The organism is Hydrogenophaga atypica, assembly GCF_042665215.1.
Lineage (GTDB): Bacteria > Pseudomonadota > Gammaproteobacteria > Burkholderiales > Burkholderiaceae_C > Hydrogenophaga > Hydrogenophaga defluvii_A.
Window position 1 is genome coordinate 43,762 of sequence record NZ_JBHTCA010000016.1, and the last position, 15,787, is coordinate 59,548.

Here is a 15,787-nt window from a genome sequence, read left to right on the forward strand (position 1 = left end):
CCATGTGGCTGTACATCCTCAAGCGCTTGCTGCTCATGATCCCCACCTTGCTGGGCGTGTTGTTGCTGACCTTTGTGGTGGTGCAGTTTGTGCCCGGTGGCCCGGTGGAGCAATACCTGGCGGAGGCACGCGCTGCGGCCGGGGGCAGTGCCGAAGGCGGTGGCAGTGTGTACCGTGGCGCGCAGGGTGTGGACCCCAAACGCATCGAGCAGATCAAGGCTTTGTACGGGTTCGACAAGCCGGCGCACGAGCGGTTCATCGACATGCTGGGCCAGTTCGCGCGTTTTGACCTGGGTAAGAGCTTTTTTCAGAACAAGGACGTGTGGACGCTGATTGTTGAGAAGTTGCCCGTCTCCATCAGCCTGGGCCTGTGGACCTTCTTCATCAGCTACGGCATTGCCGTGCCGCTGGGCGTGGCCAAAGCCGTGCGGGCGGGCTCGCGTTTTGACCTGGTCACCACCTTGCTGGTGCTGGTGGGTTACGCCATCCCGGGCTTTGTGTTGGGCGTGGCCTTGCTGGTGATTTTTGGTGGGCAGTTGCAGTGGTTTCCGCTGCGTGGCCTCACCTCCAGCAATTGGGAGGAGTTGAGCTGGGGCGCCCGTGTGGTGGACTACCTCTGGCACATCACCCTGCCGGTTGTGGCCATGGTGCTGGGCAGTTTTGCCGTCACCACCATGTTGACCAAAAACGCTTTTCTGGAAGAGATTCGCAAGCAGTATGTGCTGACGGCCCGCGCCAAGGGCCTGAGCGAGCGCCAGGTGCTCTGGAAACACGTGTTCCGCAACGCGCTCATCCCCATCGTCACCGGCTTCCCTGCTGCCTTCATCGGCGCCTTTTTCACCGGCTCGCTGCTCATCGAAACCCTGTTCTCGCTGGACGGCTTGGGCTTGCTCAGCTACGAAAGCGTGATCCGGCGAGATTACCCCGTGGTGCTGGGCACGCTGTATTTCTTCACGCTGATCGGTTTGGTCACCAAACTCATCAGCGATCTCTGTTACGTCTGGGTGGACCCGCGTGTCAAGTTCGATTGAATGTGGACATATTGAATGGATAATATGGACATGAAACATGTGTCTTTTAGGGGGTCGCCATGACGTGGAACATTGCCAGCGCCAAACAGCAGTTCTCGGAGGTGGTGCGGTTGTCCGCCCAGGCACCGCAGGCGATTTACAACCGGGACAAGCCGGTGGCCGTGTTGGTCTCGGCCAAGGATTACGAGGATTTCCAGCGTTGGCGCGGCGAGCGTGATCGCCCCACGTTGGCACAGCAGTTCGACGAAATTCGGGCCTTGCTGGCCGCAGAAGGCATGGATGGCATTGAGCTGCCGCCGCGCGTGGACCGGCCCAACCCCATGGACGAGCCCGGCTACTGGGGCGGATAACCATGCAACTGGCCGATACCAATGTCATCAGCGAACTCATGCGTCAGCGGCCCCACCCGGCCCTGCTGGCGTGGCGCGATATGGCCAACGCGGCCTATGGGCGCCTGACCATCTCAGCGGTGACCGTGGACGAAATCGCTTGTGGCCTGGCGCGCCGCCCCCACGGCGCCATGCTGGCCTGGTTCGACTTTTTCTTGGAGCGCAACCAGGTGCTCGCCATCTCGGCACCGATTGCCCGCCGTGCTGGTGAAATGCGCGCTCAACTTGCCGCACGCGGCCACGTGCGCACGCAGGCCGACATGCTGATCGCAGCCACCGCCCAAGTGCATGCGCTCACGCTGGTCACGCGTAACGTGCGCGATTTTGATGGCTGCGGCATCGCCGTGCTTGACCCTTTTGTCTCATGAGTGCGGTGGGCCTGGTCTCCCTGTCGCCCTCGCGCCGCGCGTGGCAGCGCTTCCGCCGCAACCGCCTGGGCTTCACCAGCCTGGTGGCCTTTGTGGTACTGGTGGTGTTGAGCCTGGGCGCCGAGTTGTGGTCCAACGACAGGCCTTTGCTGGTGAAGTACGAGGGGCAGTACTACGCGCCTGTGCTCAAGGACTACCCCGAAACCACGTTCGGGGGCGACTTTGAAACCGCCACCGATTACCTCGACCCCTTCATCCGCCAGCAGCTGACCCAGGGTGACAACTGGGCCATCTACCCGCTCAACCCCTACGGCCCGCGCACCATCAACTACTTTGCGCCATCGCCCAACCCGTCGCCACCCACCTTTGAGAACTGGCTGGGCACGGACGACCGGGGCCGCGATTTGCTGGCGCAGCTCGTGTACGGTTTCCGGGTGAGTGTGTTGTTTGCGCTCGCGCTCACCGCCATCGGCGTGGTGCTGGGCGTGCTGGCCGGGGCGGTGCAGGGCTATTTCGGTGGCAAGACCGACCTGGCTTTCCAGCGTTTCATTGAGGTCTGGGGCTCCATGCCTGAGCTGTATTTGCTCATCATCTTCAGTGCCGTGTTTGCCCCCAGCATCACGCTGCTGCTGGTGTTGCTGAGCCTGTTTGGCTGGATGGGCCTGTCCGACTACGTGCGTGCCGAATTCCTGCGCAACCGGCAAATGGACTACGTGCGTGCCGCGCGTGCGCTGGGCGTGGGCAACCGCCAGATCATGTGGCGCCACATCCTGCCCAACAGCATGACACCCGTCGTGACGTTTTTGCCCTTCCGCATGAGTGCGGCCATCCTGGCGCTGACCTCATTGGACTTTCTCGGCCTGGGCGTGCCCGCCGGCACGCCCAGCCTGGGTGAGCTGCTGAGCCAGGGCAAGGCCAGCATCGACGCCTGGTGGATCTCGCTGTCCACCTTCGGCGTGCTGGTGCTCACCCTGCTGCTGCTGACCTTCATGGGGGACGCATTGCGCGATGCGCTCGACCCCCGAAAGGCCGACAAATGATGGCCCCCACGCTCGCCGCTGCGCAGGTTTCGCTGCCCCCCGAGGGTGCTGCCCCGCCTTGGGGCGGCCCGGTGGCGGGGCGCAAGCCGCTGTTGGAAGTCAAAGACCTGCGCGTGTCGTTCGCCGGACGCGAGGTGGTGCACGGTATCGACTTTCACCTGCACGCGGGTGAAAAGCTGGCGCTGGTGGGGGAGTCCGGCTCGGGCAAGACGGTGTCGGCTCTGGCGCTGTTGCGGCTGGTGCAAAACGCCGACATCAGCGGCAGCGCCGCGCTCAATGGTCGCGACCTGTTGCGTTTGAGCGAACGCGAGCTGCGTGGCGTTCGAGGCGATGACGTGGCCATCATCTTCCAAGAGCCCATGACGGCGCTCAACCCCGTCTACACCGTGGGCGACCAGATCGCGGAAATCCTGCAGCTCAAAAAAGGCCTGACGCGCCAGCAGGCGCTGGCGGGGGCGGTGGAGCTGCTGGCGGCCACCGGTATACCCGAGCCCGCGCGGCGCGCCGGCAGCTACGCCCACCAGCTGAGTGGGGGGCAACGCCAGCGCGTGGTGATCGCAATGGCATTGGCCAGTGCGCCTAAGCTGCTGCTGGCCGACGAGCCCACGACCGCACTGGACGCCAGCCTGCGCAGCCAGATGCTGGAGCTGCTGAGCCGGCTTCAGCGCGAACATGGCATGGCCTTGTTGCTCATCACCCACGACCTCAATCTGGTGCGCCGCGTGGCCGACCGGGTGGCTGTGATGGAACTCGGGCACTTGGTGGAGCAGGGGCCGGTGCAGGAGGTGATGTCTCGTCCGCAGCACGCCTACACCCGCCTGTTGATCGACAGCCAGCCGCAGCGCGATGTGCCGCCGCCGCGCAGCGATGCGCCGGTGGTGTTGGAGGCCGAAGGCTTGACCGTGGACTACGCGGTGCCGTTGGGTGGTTTTGCTGGGTGGTGGAAAAAAGGCCAGTTCCGGGCCGTGCAGCCCACCCGCTTCAGCCTGTGCGCAGGCCAGACGCTGGGCGTCATTGGCGAGTCGGGTTCGGGCAAATCCACCCTGGCGCTGGCGGCGCTGGGCCTGCTGCCACATGGTGGCCACTTGCACGTGGCCGGCCAATCCTGGGCCGACGCCCGACGGGCGAACAGCGAGCGGGCCTTGCGGCGTGTGGTGCAGGTGGTGTTTCAGGACCCGTTTTCCTCGCTGTCGCCGCGCATGACGGTGGAGCAGCTGGTGGGGGAAGGCCTGCTGGTCCACGAACCGGCGTTGTCGGTGGCGCAACGGCGCAAACGGGTGGTGGCTGCCCTGACGGACGTGGGGTTGCTCAAGGCCGTTGCCGACGCCGACCCCGGCGATACACAGGCGGACGCGTTTCTATCGCGCTATCCCCACGAGTTTTCGGGTGGGCAGCGTCAGCGCCTGGCCATCGCGCGTGCCTTGGTGGTGCAGCCGCAGGTGCTGGTGCTCGACGAGCCCACCAGCGCACTCGATGTCACGGTGCAAAAGCAGGTTGTGGCCCTGTTGCAGGGCTTGCAGCGCGAACGCGGCCTCAGCTACCTCTTGATCACCCACGATGTAGCGGTGGTGCGCGCCATGTCGCACGTGGTGTTGGTGATGCAACACGGTGAGGTGGTGGAGGCCGGTGATTGCCAGCAGGTGCTTGAGGCGCCACAACACCCCTATACGCAGCAATTGCTGGGTGCGGCAATTTGATATTTTTGCTGTATCACAGGCGCAACTCTGTTGCCGACTCATGCCGGTAAAATTAATAAATCTGGACCATGCCCGGACGAGTGGCTTTGCTCTTCTGATCAGCGGCTGGTTGGTCCTTTCAAGGTGCGCGGCCCATGAAAAGTTTTGAATTCCCACTCCCGCCTTCGGGCCTGGTGACCGTCGATCCGGCCAACAGCAAACGTTGGCCCTGTGAGGTCGCCGGCTGGGGGGCCAACAGCTTGCAAGGCCGTTTGTTGACACTGGATGTGGAGCAGCAACTGCTCAAGGTGCAGGGCCAAGCCAGCAAAGCGCCTACGGCCATCCGTTTCAACCAGTTCAAGTCCTTGCGCATCGACGGTGGCATGACCGTGGTGGGTGGCGCCAGCCGAGGTGCCCGGTGGGATGAGTTGTTGAATTTCCAGCCATTTGCCATCCGGCTCATCGATGGCTCCCGGCTCGCCGGTGACAGCGCCGGTGTGCAGGATTTGCCCTCGGGGCTGTGGCTGTTTGTCAAAACGGCAGACGGCTTGGGCCTGTCGCGCCTGTTTGTGCCACGCGCGGCACTCGAAAGCTACGAGGCGTCCGATGTGGCCACCGGTGGCGCTGATCCGGACAGCTACGCTGCCACCGATTTTTCGCACACCGTCTCCCACGGGTTTGCCGACACCACGCTGGATTTCCACTCGGGTCTGGCGAACACAGTGGTCGAGACCCGCGGCGAGCTGCTCAATGCGCTGGAGCGTCAGGCGCGCATCAAACCCGTGCCCATTGGCGAAGCCTTGATTGGCCTTGGCAAGATCACGGCGGCCCAGTTGGCGGTCGCGCTGAAAAAGCAGAAAGACACCAAGAACGTCCCGCTTGGACAGATTCTGGTGGAGCTGGGCATGGTGTCCACCGCCGATCTGCAGACCGCCTTTGCACGCAAGATGGGCTACCCCATGGTGGAGCTCAAGTCGTTTGAATACGATGTGGCGGCGCTGCGCATGGTGCCGCTGTCGCTGGCATTGCGTCTCAAGGTGCAGCCCTTGATGCTCAACAAGGGGCTGCTGGTGGTCGCCATGCCCGATCCTTTGCAGTACAAGGTGCTGGAAGAGATCGAGTTCACCACCCAGCTCAAGGTCATGCCTGTGTTGTGTTCGGGTGATGAGATTGCGGCCAAAATCAGCCGCACTTACCGCGAAGTGGGCCTGGCCGAGCACCTGCACGACAGCCATCCTGACACGCAGTCCCCACCTGAGCCGGGCGACGCGCAGCAGCATGACGTGTTCCAGCTGGCGTCCGAACTGGTGGTGGACAGCCGCGACACCGAGGAGGAGCGGCAGATTGAGCAGTCGGACAACACGCTGGTGCGCCTGATCAACTCCATGATCCTGGAGGCCTACCAGCAGGGCGCGTCCGATATCCACATCGAGCCTTACCCAGGGCGGCAAAAGCTCAAGATCCGTTTTCGCATCGACGGCAAGATGCGGCCCTACCTGGAGTTGCCGGCAAGCTACCGCAGTGCCCTGATCGCGCGCATCAAGATCATGTGCGACCTCGACATCTCCGAAAAGCGCAAGGCCCAGGACGGCAAGATCAACTTCGCCAAATTCGGCGGGCTCAAGCTGGAGTTGCGGGTGGCCACCATCCCCACCACCCAGGGCCTGGAGGATGTGGTGATGCGCATCCTGGCGTCGTCGCGCACCATGGCGCTGGCGGACGTGGGCCTGACCCAACGCAACCTGGCGCTGTTCACCGACGCCATCGAACGCCCCTATGGCATGGTGTTGTGTGTGGGCCCAACCGGCTCGGGCAAAACCACCACGCTGCATTCCGCGCTGCACCACCTCAACAAGCCCGAGCGCAAGATATGGACCGCCGAAGACCCGGTGGAAATCACCCAGCACGGTCTGCGTCAGATCCAGGTGAACCCCAAGATCGGCTGGAGTTTTGCCACCTCGCTGCGCGCGTTGTTGCGTGCCGACCCCGACGTCATCATGGTGGGGGAAATCCGCGATCAGGAAACGGCAGAGATCGCGGTGGAGGCGTCTCTGACCGGCCACTTGGTGATGTCCACGCTGCACACCAACACGGCGGCCGAAACCATCACCCGTTTGATCGACCTCGGACTCGATCCGTTTTCCTTCTCTGATTCCATTCTGGCCGTGATGGCCCAGCGCCTGGTGCGGCGCCTGTGCCCGCACTGCGTACAGCGTCGTGACATGAGCGACGAGGAGCTGGAGCAACTGACGGTGGATTTTCAGTCGTCGCTGGCTGAGGGCGATGACCTGCGCGACTCAGGCAGGCTGCATCAACTCTGGCGCGACACCTATGGTCACGAAGGCAAACTGCTGTCGACGCACGCACCGGGTTGCGACAAGTGTGGCCGCACCGGCTTCCGTGGGCGCCTGGGCATACACGAGCTGCTGGTGGTGTCGCCCCAACTGCGGCACATGATCCAGGTGCGCTCGCGCTCGGAGGACCTGTTGCAGCAGGCTTTGATCGAGGGCATGCGGACCTTGCGCCAGGATGGCATTGAAAAGGTGCTGCTGGGGCAGACCAGCCTGGCAGAGGTGCGCGCCAACAGCAACGCCTGACCCGAGGCACCTCAGGGCGATCCCTGGTTTCTATTCTTAAGCCTGCCTTACACTTCAGCGCATGCAAGAGGAAACCGAATCGAACGCGGACGCCGGCCACGTGCCACGCCGCAGCAAGGGCATCTACATGGTGCCCAACATGATCACACTGGCCGCGCTGTTTGGCGGCTTTTACGCGGTGGTGATGTCCATGAACGGCCGCTATGACCTGGCCACGATCGGCATTTTTGCGGCCATGGTCCTCGACAGCCTCGATGGCCGTGTGGCGCGGCTGACCAACACCCAAAGCGCCTTTGGCGAGCAGATGGACTCCTTGTCCGACATGGTGTCCTTCGGCGCGGCACCCGCGCTGATTGCCTACGAATGGTCGCTGCGCGGCCTGGGCCGCTGGGGCTGGATCGCTGCATTTGTCTACTGCGCCTGCGCGGCGCTGCGCCTGGCCCGCTTCAACGTCAACACCGGCGTGGTGGACAAACGCTATTTCCAGGGCTTGCCATCGCCTGCGGCGGCGGCGCTGGTGGCAGGCTTCATCTGGTTGACCACCGAAGCCGGGTGGCAAGGGGAAGATTTGGAGTGGCCCATGTTTGCCATCACCCTCTACGCTGGGCTCACGATGGTGACCAACGTTCCTTTCTACAGCTTCAAGGATCTCAGCCTGAAGAAGAGCGTGCCCTTTGCCGCCATCGTTCTGGTCGCGCTGGGCATTGCCATCATCAACATCCACCCGCCCACCGTGTTGTTTGGCCTGTTCGTGTGCTACGGCCTGTCGGGGTATGTGGTGTACGCGTGGCGCAAGTCCAAGGGCCGGCCCGTGAGTGTGGTCAGCACGTCAACCGATGAACCCGACGAGCGCGGCCTGCACGACTGAAGGCATGAGGCCAGATTTTTTGTGATACATTGACACGCATGAAATTCGTTGCACGTACCCTACTACTGTTGTCCTTCACGGGCAGGTAGAGTTTCGCGCGCACTTTTTTCGCCAAACCACGGCCCGTATGCACCAGCAACGGGCCGTGGTTGTTTTTGGGCGTTGCTGGCTCACCTTCGAGAGAGCACCATGTTGAAGCAAGCCGCCAGCAAGTACCAAGCCTTCCGCCCCATCGGGCTCACCGACCGCACCTGGCCCGACGCCGTTCTGGCGCAGGCCCCCGTGTGGCTGAGCACCGACCTGCGTGATGGCAACCAGGCCCTGATCGAGCCCATGGACGCGGCGCGCAAATTGCGCATGTTCGAGCTGCTGGTGCGCATCGGTTTCAAGGAGATCGAGGTTGGCTTCCCGGCCGCCTCGCAGACCGACTTCGATTTCGTGCGCAAGCTCATCGAGGAAGATCTGATCCCCGCCGACGTGACCATCCAAGTGATGACGCCGGCACGCGCCGAGCTGATCGAGCGCACTGTTGAGGCCGTGGCCGGCGCCCGCCGCGTCATCGTGCACGTCTACAACGCTGTCGCGCCGGTGTGGCGCCGCGTGGTCTTCGGGCTGGAGGTGCCGCAGGTCATGCAACTGGTGGACGAGCATGTGGGCCTGGTGCGCCGCCTCACCGACGACCGCCCCGACACCCAATGGGTGTTGCAGTATTCGCCCGAGACCTTTTCGTTGGCCGAGCTGGAGGTGTCGCTTGAAGCCTGCGAAACCGCCATTGCCGCCTGGGGTTTGGGTCGGCCCATCATCCTCAACCTGCCCACCACGGTGGAGAACGCCACACCCAACGTATTCGCCGACCAAGTGGAGTGGATGGTGCGTCGTTTCCGCGACCGTCCCGAGATCGTGGTCTCAGTGCACCCGCACAACGATCGCGGCACCGGCACCGCCTCGGCCGAGCTCGCGCTCATGGCCGGCGCCCACCGCGTCGAGGGTTGCCTGTTTGGCAACGGCGAGCGCACGGGCAACCTCGACCTGGTCAACGTCGCTCTCAACCTCTACACCCAGGGCGTGGACCCTGGGCTGGACTTCTCCGACATCGACGAGGTGCGCCGCACTGTGGAGCACTGCAACCAGTTGCCCGTGCACCCGCGCCACCCCTACGCGGGCGATCTGGTCTACACGTCCTTCTCGGGTTCTCACCAGGACGCGATCAAGAAGGCGTTTGCCCAGCGACGCGACGGCGACGTTTGGGCCATTCCCTACCTGCCCATCGACCCCAAGGACCTGGGCCGCAGCTATGAGGCGGTGATCCGCGTGAACAGCCAGTCGGGCAAGGGCGGCATCGCCTACCTGCTCGACAGCGAGTACGGGCTGGATCTGCCGCGCCGTTTGCAGATCGAATTCAGTCAGGCGGTGCAGCAGGTCATGGACACCGAGGGCCACGAGTTGACGGCGGACGATCTCTGGCGGCTGTTTGACAGCGAGTACCACGTCAGCGCCACCGCTTTGCCGCGCTACCGGCTGCAGGCCAGCGAAGGGCAGGGCGCCCAGGCGGTGCGGCTCGAAGGCGAGTGCGAAGTGGCGGGCCGTTCCGTGGCGTTTGCCGGCCACGGCGATGGCCCCATCGACGCCTTTGTGCAGGCCATGGGAGCAGCCCTGGGGGTCTCGGTGCGCGTGCTGGACTACCACGAACACGCCATCGGCGCCGGGGCCGATGCCCATGCGGTCGCCTACCTGGAGCTGCGCATCGGCGCTTCGCAGACGGTGTACGGCGTGGGCCGCGACACCGACATCGTGGCTGCGTCGCTCAAGGCCGTACTTTCAGGCTTGCAACGCGCGACAATCACAGTTTCCCCGGCTTCGGCCGACGTCCCCACCGCCAACGAGTTGGCCGGCGCTTGAGGCCCGGTTTCACGCATTCCCAGGAGATAAGCCATGTCTGACCAACTGATCATTTTTGACACCACCTTGCGCGATGGCGAACAGTCGCCCGGCGCCTCCATGACCAAGGACGAGAAGCTGCGCATCGCCCGCCAGCTCGAGCGCCTCAAGGTGGACGTGATCGAAGCCGGGTTCGCCGCCAGCTCCAACGGCGATTTTGATTGTGTGCAGGCCATCGCCAACACCATCAAAGACTCCACCGTCTGCTCGTTGGCCCGTGCCAACGACCGCGATATCGCACGTGCGGCCGAGGCCTTGAAAGGCGCCAACCGCGCGCGCATCCACACCTTCATCGCCACCAGCGCGCTGCACATGGAGAAAAAGCTGCGCATGACGCCCGAAGAGGTGCTGGAGCAGGCCAAGCAATCGGTGCGTTTTGCCCGCAACCTGTGTGCCGACATCGAGTTCAGCCCCGAAGACGGCTACCGCAGCGACATGGACTTTTTGTGCCGCGTGCTGGAGGCGGTCATCGCCGAAGGTGCGACCACCATCAACGTGCCCGACACCGTGGGCTACGCCGTGCCGGAGCTGTACGGCAACTTCATCAAAACGCTGCGCGAGCGCGTGCCCAACTCCGACAAGGCCATCTGGAGCGTGCACTGTCACAACGACCTGGGCATGGCGGTGGCCAACTCCCTGGCTGGCGTGAAGATTGGCGGCGCGCGCCAGGTGGAGTGCACCATCAACGGCCTGGGTGAGCGTGCCGGCAACTGCTCGCTGGAAGAAATTGTGATGGCCGTGAAAACGCGCCGCGATTACTTTGGCCTGGACCTTGGCATCGATGCCACGCAGATCGTGCCTGCCAGCCGCATGGTGAGCCAGACCACGGGTTTTGTGGTGCAGCCCAACAAGGCCGTGGTGGGTGCCAACGCGTTTGCGCATGCCAGCGGCATCCACCAGGACGGCGTGCTCAAGGCGCGCGACACCTACGAAATCATGCGAGCCGAAGACGTGGGCTGGGCCGCCAACAAGATCGTGCTGGGCAAGCTCAGCGGCCGCAACGCCTTCAAGCAGCGCCTGCAGGAGCTGGGCATTGAAATGGCGTCGGAGAGCGAAGTCAACACCGCCTTCGCCGCGTTCAAGGAACTGGCCGACCGCAAGGCGGAAATCTTCGACGAAGACATCCTGGCTTTGTGCAGCGACGAAAGCGTCACCGCCGAGAAGGAGCAGTACGGCCTGGTGTCGCTGGCCCAGCGCAGTGAAACCGGCGAACGCCCGCACGCCGAGGTCGTGTTCACCGTGGACGGCAAGGAGTTTCACGGCACGGCCGATGGCAATGGGCCCGTGGACGCGTCGCTCAAGGCCATCGAAAGCCACGTCAAGAGCGGTGCCGAACTGGTGCTGTATTCGGTGAACGCCATCACCAGCGGCTCCACCGAAAGCCAGGGCGAGGTGACGGTGCGCCTGCAACATGGTGGGCGCGTGGTCAATGGTGTGGGCGCCGATCCCGACATCGTGGTTGCATCTGCCAAGGCTTACCTGAGCGCGCTGAACAAGCTGCACAGCAAGGGCGAGCGGGTGGCGGCCCAGGGATGATTTCACCAAAAAGGTGCAAACTGGAGCCAGTTAGGACCACGTCTTAAGGCTCTTTTTGAACAAGTAAACGCAAGCAATTGATATTGCTTGCGTTTTTTTTCATGCGTATACTCCGTTACATAAAACTTCACTTTTAAGGTTTCCGCATGATGCAAACAACAGGTCGGACGCTGAAATGGGTGGGTGGTGCCGCTTTGTTTGTGGCCTTGTCCCTGTTGAATGTCTCTCACGCTCAGACCCAAAAGACGCGCAGCGCCCAGGCGGCCAAGACGAGCACAGTCAACAAAGCCAAAAAGCCGGTGGCTGTCAAACCAGTGGCAGGCAAAAAAACCGCTCAAGCCAATACGGGCCGCACCAACAAGGCCGCTGTGGCGCAACGCAAATCAGGTACGCGCGTGGCGTCCGCCAACAAACGGGTGCGCAAATCGGTGGTTGCTGCTGCTGCGGTCACTTCTGCCGCCACGTTGGCCGTGGCGCGGCCCTCAATGGGTGAAAAGCTGGGTCTGCGTGAGCGCGACGATCCGCTGGACCTGAATTCGAGCGTGGCACTGGTGGTTGACCAAGACACGCACGAAGTGCTGCTGCGCAAAAATGAAACGGCGGTGCTGCCAATCGCGTCGCTGACCAAGCTGATGACGGGGCTGGTGGTGGTGGACGCGCAGTTGCCTATGGACGAGATGATCACCATCACCCAGGCCGACGTGGACACGCTCAAGGGCAGCAGTTCGCGCCTGGCCGTGGGCACCACCTTGTCGCGCGGCGAGCTCATGCACCTGGCGCTGATGTCGAGCGAGAACCGTGCAGCCCACGCGCTGGGACGCACCTTTCCGGGCGGCTTGTCGGCGTTTGTGACCCTGATGAACGCCAAGGCCGGCGAGCTGGGCATGAACGACACGCGCTATGTGGAGCCAACCGGCCTGTCCAGTGACAACCGTTCGAGTGCCAAGGACCTGGCCACGCTGGCCGCTGCGGCCTACAACCGACCGATGTTGCGCGACCTGTCCACCTCGCCCAGCCACCAGGTGGATGTGGGTCGGCGCACCGTCCAGTTCAACAACAGCAACCGCCTGGTGCACAACCCGGAGTGGAGCATTGGGCTTCAGAAGACCGGCTACATCTCCGAGGCGGGTCGCTGCCTGGTGATGCAGGCCAACGTGGCCGGTCGTCAGGTCATCATGGTGTTTCTGGACGCCGCAGGCAAGGCGGCGCGTATAGGTGACGCGGAGCGTGTGCGCCGCTGGGTGGAACAACGCACCGACACCCTGATGCAGTTTGCCAAGCCACAGAGCTGAATTCGTGCGCGACGTGCGCGCGCCACACAACAACCCCGGCGCCAGATGGTTGCCGGGGTTTTTTTATGGGCGTTGGTTCAGGTTGCCCAAGGCCGCTGAAATGCTGGCGGCGGTGGCCTTGAGCTTGGGCAACCAGCCATCGTCCAGGCGGTCGGCAGGCGCTGAAATCGACAAACCGGCGACCAGTTTGTTCTGGTCATCGTAGATGCCTGCGGCCATGCAGCGCACACCCAGCTCCAGCTCCTCGTTGTCGCGCGCCACGCCCAGTTGGCGGCACAGGCTCAATTCGCGCTCCAGTGCGGCCACTTGCGTGAGGCTGTTGCGGGTGTTGCCTTGCAGCCCGGTGCGGGTGGCGTAGGCGCGCACGCGCTGTGGGTCGTCGGCCGCCAGAAAGAGCTTGCCCACCGAGGTGAGGTGCAGCGGCGCACGGCCACCAATGGCGCGCACCACCTGCATGCCTGAGCGTTCGCTGTAGGCACGTTCCACGTACACAATTTCATCGCCTTGGCGCACGCTCAGGTTCACCGGCTGCTGGATGAGTTTGTGCAGCTCGCGCATGGGGCCTAGGGCGGTGTCGCGCACGCTCAAGCGGGCTTTCACCAGGTTACCCAACTCCAGCAGGCGCATGCCGAGCCGGTATGCGCCGGCTTCCGGGCGGTCCACAAAACGACCGATGGTGAGGTCGTTCAGGATGCGGTGTGCGGTCGAGGGGTGCAGGCCGGTTTTCTCGCTGATTTCTTTGAGTGAAACCGCTTCCTCGCGGGAAGCCAGCACCTCCAGCAAATTGAACATGCGCTCAATCACTTGGACGCTGGGGTGGCTGGGGAGGGTGTCTGAGCGTTTGGTCATGGTGCCTATCAATGACCGTATTTTACGAGATGAAATCTCAGGCTCACCGGCAGATGCCGTGTGGGCCGGGTGTCATGGGGCTCTCTGCCATTGCCCGTCGCGCAGGACTTCGTGTGGCTCGAACAGCGCCTTGTAGCGCATCTTGGGACTTTGTTCGATCCAGTACCCCAGATAGACGTGTGGCAGGCCCAGGCTGCGCGCCTGCTCAATCTGCCACAACACGTTGTAGGTGCCGTAGCTGGCGCGTGCCTCAGGCTCAAAGAAGGTGTAGACGGCGGAAATGCCATCGTTGAGCACATCGACGATAGACACCATCTTGAGCTGTGCTGGCCGGTCCTCGGTCGCGGGTTCGAAGAATTCCACCAATCGCGAATTGACCCGGCTTTGCAACAGGAACTGGGTGTACTGGTCGATGCTGTCGTGGTCCATGCCGCCGCCGGCGTGGCGGTGGTTTTGGTAGCGCAGGTAGAGCTGGTAGTGCTCGGGCACAAAACACAGCTTGAGCACGCGGGTGTGCAAGTGGCCGTGCTTGGCTTGCGCCCGCTTCTGGCTGCGGCTGGGCTTGAAGTCGTGCACCTTCACCCTCAGCGGCTCGCAGGCGCTGCAGCCATCGCAGTAGGGGCGGTAGGTGAACATGCCGCTGCGGCGAAAGCCGCGTGCCACCAGGTCTGAGTAGGCGTCGTTGTGGATCAGGTGGCTGGGGGTGGCGACTTGCGAGCGCGCCTGTCGGCCGTCCAGGTAGCTGCAGGGGTAGGGCGCTGTGGCGTAGAACTGCAGCGCCTGAAGGGGAAGCTCTTTGGGATGCGTCACGTGAATTCGTGTGCGGGCAAGAGATGTTTCCAGTATACGGACAAGAAGCGCCATGCCGGTGCCGGTGTTGCCAGCGTGCCATGCACATGGTGAACAAAATCGCTGCGAGTGATCTCGCGCGCACCCAGTGACGCCAGATGGGCGGTGTTTTGCTGGCAGTCGATGGCGGTGATGCCGTGTTGACGGCAAAAGGCCACCAGACCCGCCAGCGCCATCTTGGAGGCGTTGCTGCGGTGGCTGAACATGGATTCGCCAAACACCATGCTGCCCAGGTTGACGCAATACAGGCCGCCGGCCAGCTCGCCGTCCCACCAGGTCTCCACGCTGTGCGCGTGGCCGGCGCGGTGCAGGGCCTCGTAGGCGGCCACCATCTCCGGCAGTATCCAGGTGCCGTGCTGGCCGTGGCGGGGCGTGGCCGCACAGTGCCGGATTACCGCCGAAAAATCGTGGTCAAAACGGATTTCGATGCGCTGCTGGCGCAGCCCGCTGAACAGGGGTTTGCGCAGCGAGTCATGGAGCCGGAAGTCCGTCACCTGCAGCACCATGCGCGGGTCGGGGCTCCACCACAGAATGGGCTGGCCTTCGCTGTACCAGGGAAAAATGCCTTGCGAGTAGGCCGCCAGCAAGGTGGGCACGTCCAACGCGCCACCGGCGGCCAGCAGGCCCGGGGCCGGGTCGTGTGCGCCCCAGGCGCTGCTCAGCGGGGGAAAGGCTTGGCCTGGCTCCAGCCAAGGCAGGGCGGGCGCGCGCCGCGTCATGCGCGTGTTTTGGGCTGAAAGTCGCAGGTGTGCGCCACCGCACACTGGTGGCACAGCGGCTTGCGCGCCTGGCACACGTAGCGGCCGTGCAGGATGAGCCAGTGGTGGGCGTCCACCAGGTAGGCTGGCGGAATGCGCTTGAGCAATTGCTGCTCCACCGCCAGCGGCGTTTTGCCAGGTGCCAGGCCCGTGCGGTTGCCCACGCGGAAGATGTGCGTGTCCACCGCCATGGTGGGTTCACCAAAAGCCACGTTGAGCACCACGTTGGCCGTCTTGCGGCCCACGCCGGGCAGGGCTTCCAGCGCCTCGCGGGTGCGCGGCACCCGGCCACCATGTTGCTCCACCAGAATGCGGCAGGTTGCCATCAGGTGTTTGGCCTTGCTGCGGAACAGGCCAATGGTCTTGATGTGCGACTCCAGGCCCTCCAGCCCCAGCGCCAGGATTTTGTGGGGCGTGTTGGCCACCGGGAACAAGCGCCGCGTGGCCTTGTTCACCCCCACGTCGGTGGCCTGGGCCGAGAGCAGCACGGCGGCCAGCAGCTCGAACACGCTGGTGTACTCCAGCTCCGTCACCGGCATGGGGTTGGCGGCCTTGAGGGTGGCGAAAAAGGTCTCGATGGCGGCGGGCTTCATGCG

General features: G+C 63.6%; 15 protein-coding genes. 10 read left to right on the top strand and 5 right to left on the bottom strand.

Annotation, left to right across the window (positions count from 1 at the left end):
- Positions 1-2 precede the first annotated feature (2 nt).
- From ACFQPB_RS16920 to ACFQPB_RS16960, 9 genes are all read left to right on the top strand, one after another.
- Complete coding sequence (locus ACFQPB_RS16920; protein ID WP_382225777.1) at positions 3-1,031, top strand: microcin C ABC transporter permease YejB; 1,029 nt, start codon at positions 3-5, stop codon at positions 1,029-1,031.
- A 59-nt stretch (positions 1,032-1,090) separates the two neighbouring features.
- The gene (locus ACFQPB_RS16925; protein ID WP_382225780.1) at positions 1,091-1,381 is read left to right on the top strand and encodes a type II toxin-antitoxin system Phd/YefM family antitoxin; all 291 of its coding nucleotides are present in this window, start codon (positions 1,091-1,093) and stop codon (positions 1,379-1,381) included.
- A 2-nt stretch (positions 1,382-1,383) separates the two neighbouring features.
- On the top strand, positions 1,384-1,788 hold the full coding sequence (locus tag ACFQPB_RS16930) for a type II toxin-antitoxin system VapC family toxin (RefSeq protein ID WP_382225783.1): 405 nt from the start codon (positions 1,384-1,386) through the stop codon (positions 1,786-1,788).
- Positions 1,785-2,828: an ABC transporter permease gene (locus ACFQPB_RS16935; protein ID WP_382225785.1), complete on the top strand. Its 1,044-nt coding sequence runs from the start codon at positions 1,785-1,787 to the stop codon at positions 2,826-2,828. The genes ACFQPB_RS16930 and ACFQPB_RS16935 overlap by 4 nt, the downstream gene beginning before the upstream one ends.
- A complete protein-coding gene (locus tag ACFQPB_RS16940; protein WP_382225788.1) occupies positions 2,828-4,525 on the top strand; it encodes an ABC transporter ATP-binding protein in 1,698 nt (565 codons plus the stop codon). The genes ACFQPB_RS16935 and ACFQPB_RS16940 overlap by 1 nt, the downstream gene beginning before the upstream one ends.
- A gap of 134 nt (positions 4,526-4,659) precedes the next feature.
- Positions 4,660-7,101, top strand: a complete 2,442-nt coding sequence (locus ACFQPB_RS16945) for a GspE/PulE family protein (RefSeq protein ID WP_382225791.1) — start codon at positions 4,660-4,662, stop codon at positions 7,099-7,101.
- Between the two features lie 61 nt (positions 7,102-7,162).
- The gene (gene pssA, locus ACFQPB_RS16950) at positions 7,163-7,969 is read left to right on the top strand and encodes a CDP-diacylglycerol--serine O-phosphatidyltransferase (RefSeq protein WP_382225794.1); all 807 of its coding nucleotides are present in this window, start codon (positions 7,163-7,165) and stop codon (positions 7,967-7,969) included.
- A 189-nt stretch (positions 7,970-8,158) separates the two neighbouring features.
- The gene (leuA, locus tag ACFQPB_RS16955) at positions 8,159-9,868 is read left to right on the top strand and encodes a 2-isopropylmalate synthase (RefSeq protein WP_382225797.1); all 1,710 of its coding nucleotides are present in this window, start codon (positions 8,159-8,161) and stop codon (positions 9,866-9,868) included.
- Positions 9,869-9,901: 33 nt separating this feature from the next.
- Positions 9,902-11,443, top strand: a complete 1,542-nt coding sequence (locus tag ACFQPB_RS16960) for a 2-isopropylmalate synthase (protein WP_382200820.1) — start codon at positions 9,902-9,904, stop codon at positions 11,441-11,443.
- Positions 11,444-11,445: 2 nt separating this feature from the next.
- On the opposite strand, the gene ACFQPB_RS16965 is transcribed toward ACFQPB_RS16960, so the two are convergent.
- On the bottom strand, positions 11,446-11,820 hold the full coding sequence (locus tag ACFQPB_RS16965; protein ID WP_382225891.1) for a hypothetical protein: 375 nt from the start codon (positions 11,818-11,820) through the stop codon (positions 11,446-11,448).
- Here ACFQPB_RS16965 and pbpG point away from each other — a divergent pair.
- Positions 11,758-12,735, top strand: coding sequence for a D-alanyl-D-alanine endopeptidase (gene pbpG, locus ACFQPB_RS16970; RefSeq protein ID WP_382225889.1), 978 nt, complete (start codon positions 11,758-11,760; stop codon positions 12,733-12,735). The two genes, ACFQPB_RS16965 and pbpG, sit on opposite strands and share 63 nt — an antisense overlap.
- Positions 12,736-12,798: 63 nt before the next feature.
- On the opposite strand, the gene ACFQPB_RS16975 is transcribed toward pbpG, so the two are convergent.
- The 4 genes from ACFQPB_RS16975 to nth form a co-directional block, all read right to left on the bottom strand.
- On the bottom strand, positions 12,799-13,584 hold the full coding sequence (locus ACFQPB_RS16975) for an IclR family transcriptional regulator (protein WP_382200822.1): 786 nt from the start codon (positions 13,582-13,584) through the stop codon (positions 12,799-12,801).
- 72 nt (positions 13,585-13,656) lie between these two features.
- Complete coding sequence (locus ACFQPB_RS16980) at positions 13,657-14,394, bottom strand: arginyltransferase (protein WP_382225800.1); 738 nt, start codon at positions 14,392-14,394, stop codon at positions 13,657-13,659.
- Positions 14,391-15,152 carry a leucyl/phenylalanyl-tRNA--protein transferase gene (gene aat, locus ACFQPB_RS16985; RefSeq protein ID WP_382225803.1) on the bottom strand — a complete coding sequence of 254 codons (762 nt, stop codon included), beginning with the start codon at positions 15,150-15,152 and terminating at the stop codon, positions 14,391-14,393. Before aat ends, ACFQPB_RS16980 begins: the two co-directional genes overlap by 4 nt.
- Positions 15,149-15,784, bottom strand: coding sequence for an endonuclease III (nth, locus tag ACFQPB_RS16990; protein WP_382225806.1), 636 nt, complete (start codon positions 15,782-15,784; stop codon positions 15,149-15,151). The genes aat and nth overlap by 4 nt, the downstream gene beginning before the upstream one ends.
- Positions 15,785-15,787: the final 3 nt, after the last annotated feature.

Excerpts from the sequence above, each read along its gene's own strand:
- ACFQPB_RS16925 (WP_382225780.1), top strand. The coding sequence starts at position 1,091 with ATGACGTGGAACATTGCCAGCGCCAAACAGCAGTTCTCGGAGGTGGTG.
- ACFQPB_RS16920 (WP_382225777.1), top strand. The coding sequence starts at position 3 with ATGTGGCTGTACATCCTCAAGCGCTTGCTGCTCATGATCCCCACCTTG.
- aat (WP_382225803.1), bottom strand. The coding sequence starts at position 15,152 with ATGACGCGGCGCGCGCCCGCCCTGCCTTGGCTGGAGCCAGGCCAAGCC.
- ACFQPB_RS16930 (WP_382225783.1), top strand. The coding sequence starts at position 1,384 with ATGCAACTGGCCGATACCAATGTCATCAGCGAACTCATGCGTCAGCGG.
- nth (WP_382225806.1), bottom strand. The coding sequence starts at position 15,784 with ATGAAGCCCGCCGCCATCGAGACCTTTTTCGCCACCCTCAAGGCCGCC.
- ACFQPB_RS16935 (WP_382225785.1), top strand. The coding sequence starts at position 1,785 with ATGAGTGCGGTGGGCCTGGTCTCCCTGTCGCCCTCGCGCCGCGCGTGG.
- ACFQPB_RS16960 (WP_382200820.1), top strand. The coding sequence starts at position 9,902 with ATGTCTGACCAACTGATCATTTTTGACACCACCTTGCGCGATGGCGAA.
- ACFQPB_RS16975 (WP_382200822.1), bottom strand. The coding sequence starts at position 13,584 with ATGACCAAACGCTCAGACACCCTCCCCAGCCACCCCAGCGTCCAAGTG.
- pssA (WP_382225794.1), top strand. The coding sequence starts at position 7,163 with ATGCAAGAGGAAACCGAATCGAACGCGGACGCCGGCCACGTGCCACGC.
- ACFQPB_RS16940 (WP_382225788.1), top strand. The coding sequence starts at position 2,828 with ATGGCCCCCACGCTCGCCGCTGCGCAGGTTTCGCTGCCCCCCGAGGGT.
- leuA (WP_382225797.1), top strand. The coding sequence starts at position 8,159 with ATGTTGAAGCAAGCCGCCAGCAAGTACCAAGCCTTCCGCCCCATCGGG.
- ACFQPB_RS16945 (WP_382225791.1), top strand. The coding sequence starts at position 4,660 with ATGAAAAGTTTTGAATTCCCACTCCCGCCTTCGGGCCTGGTGACCGTC.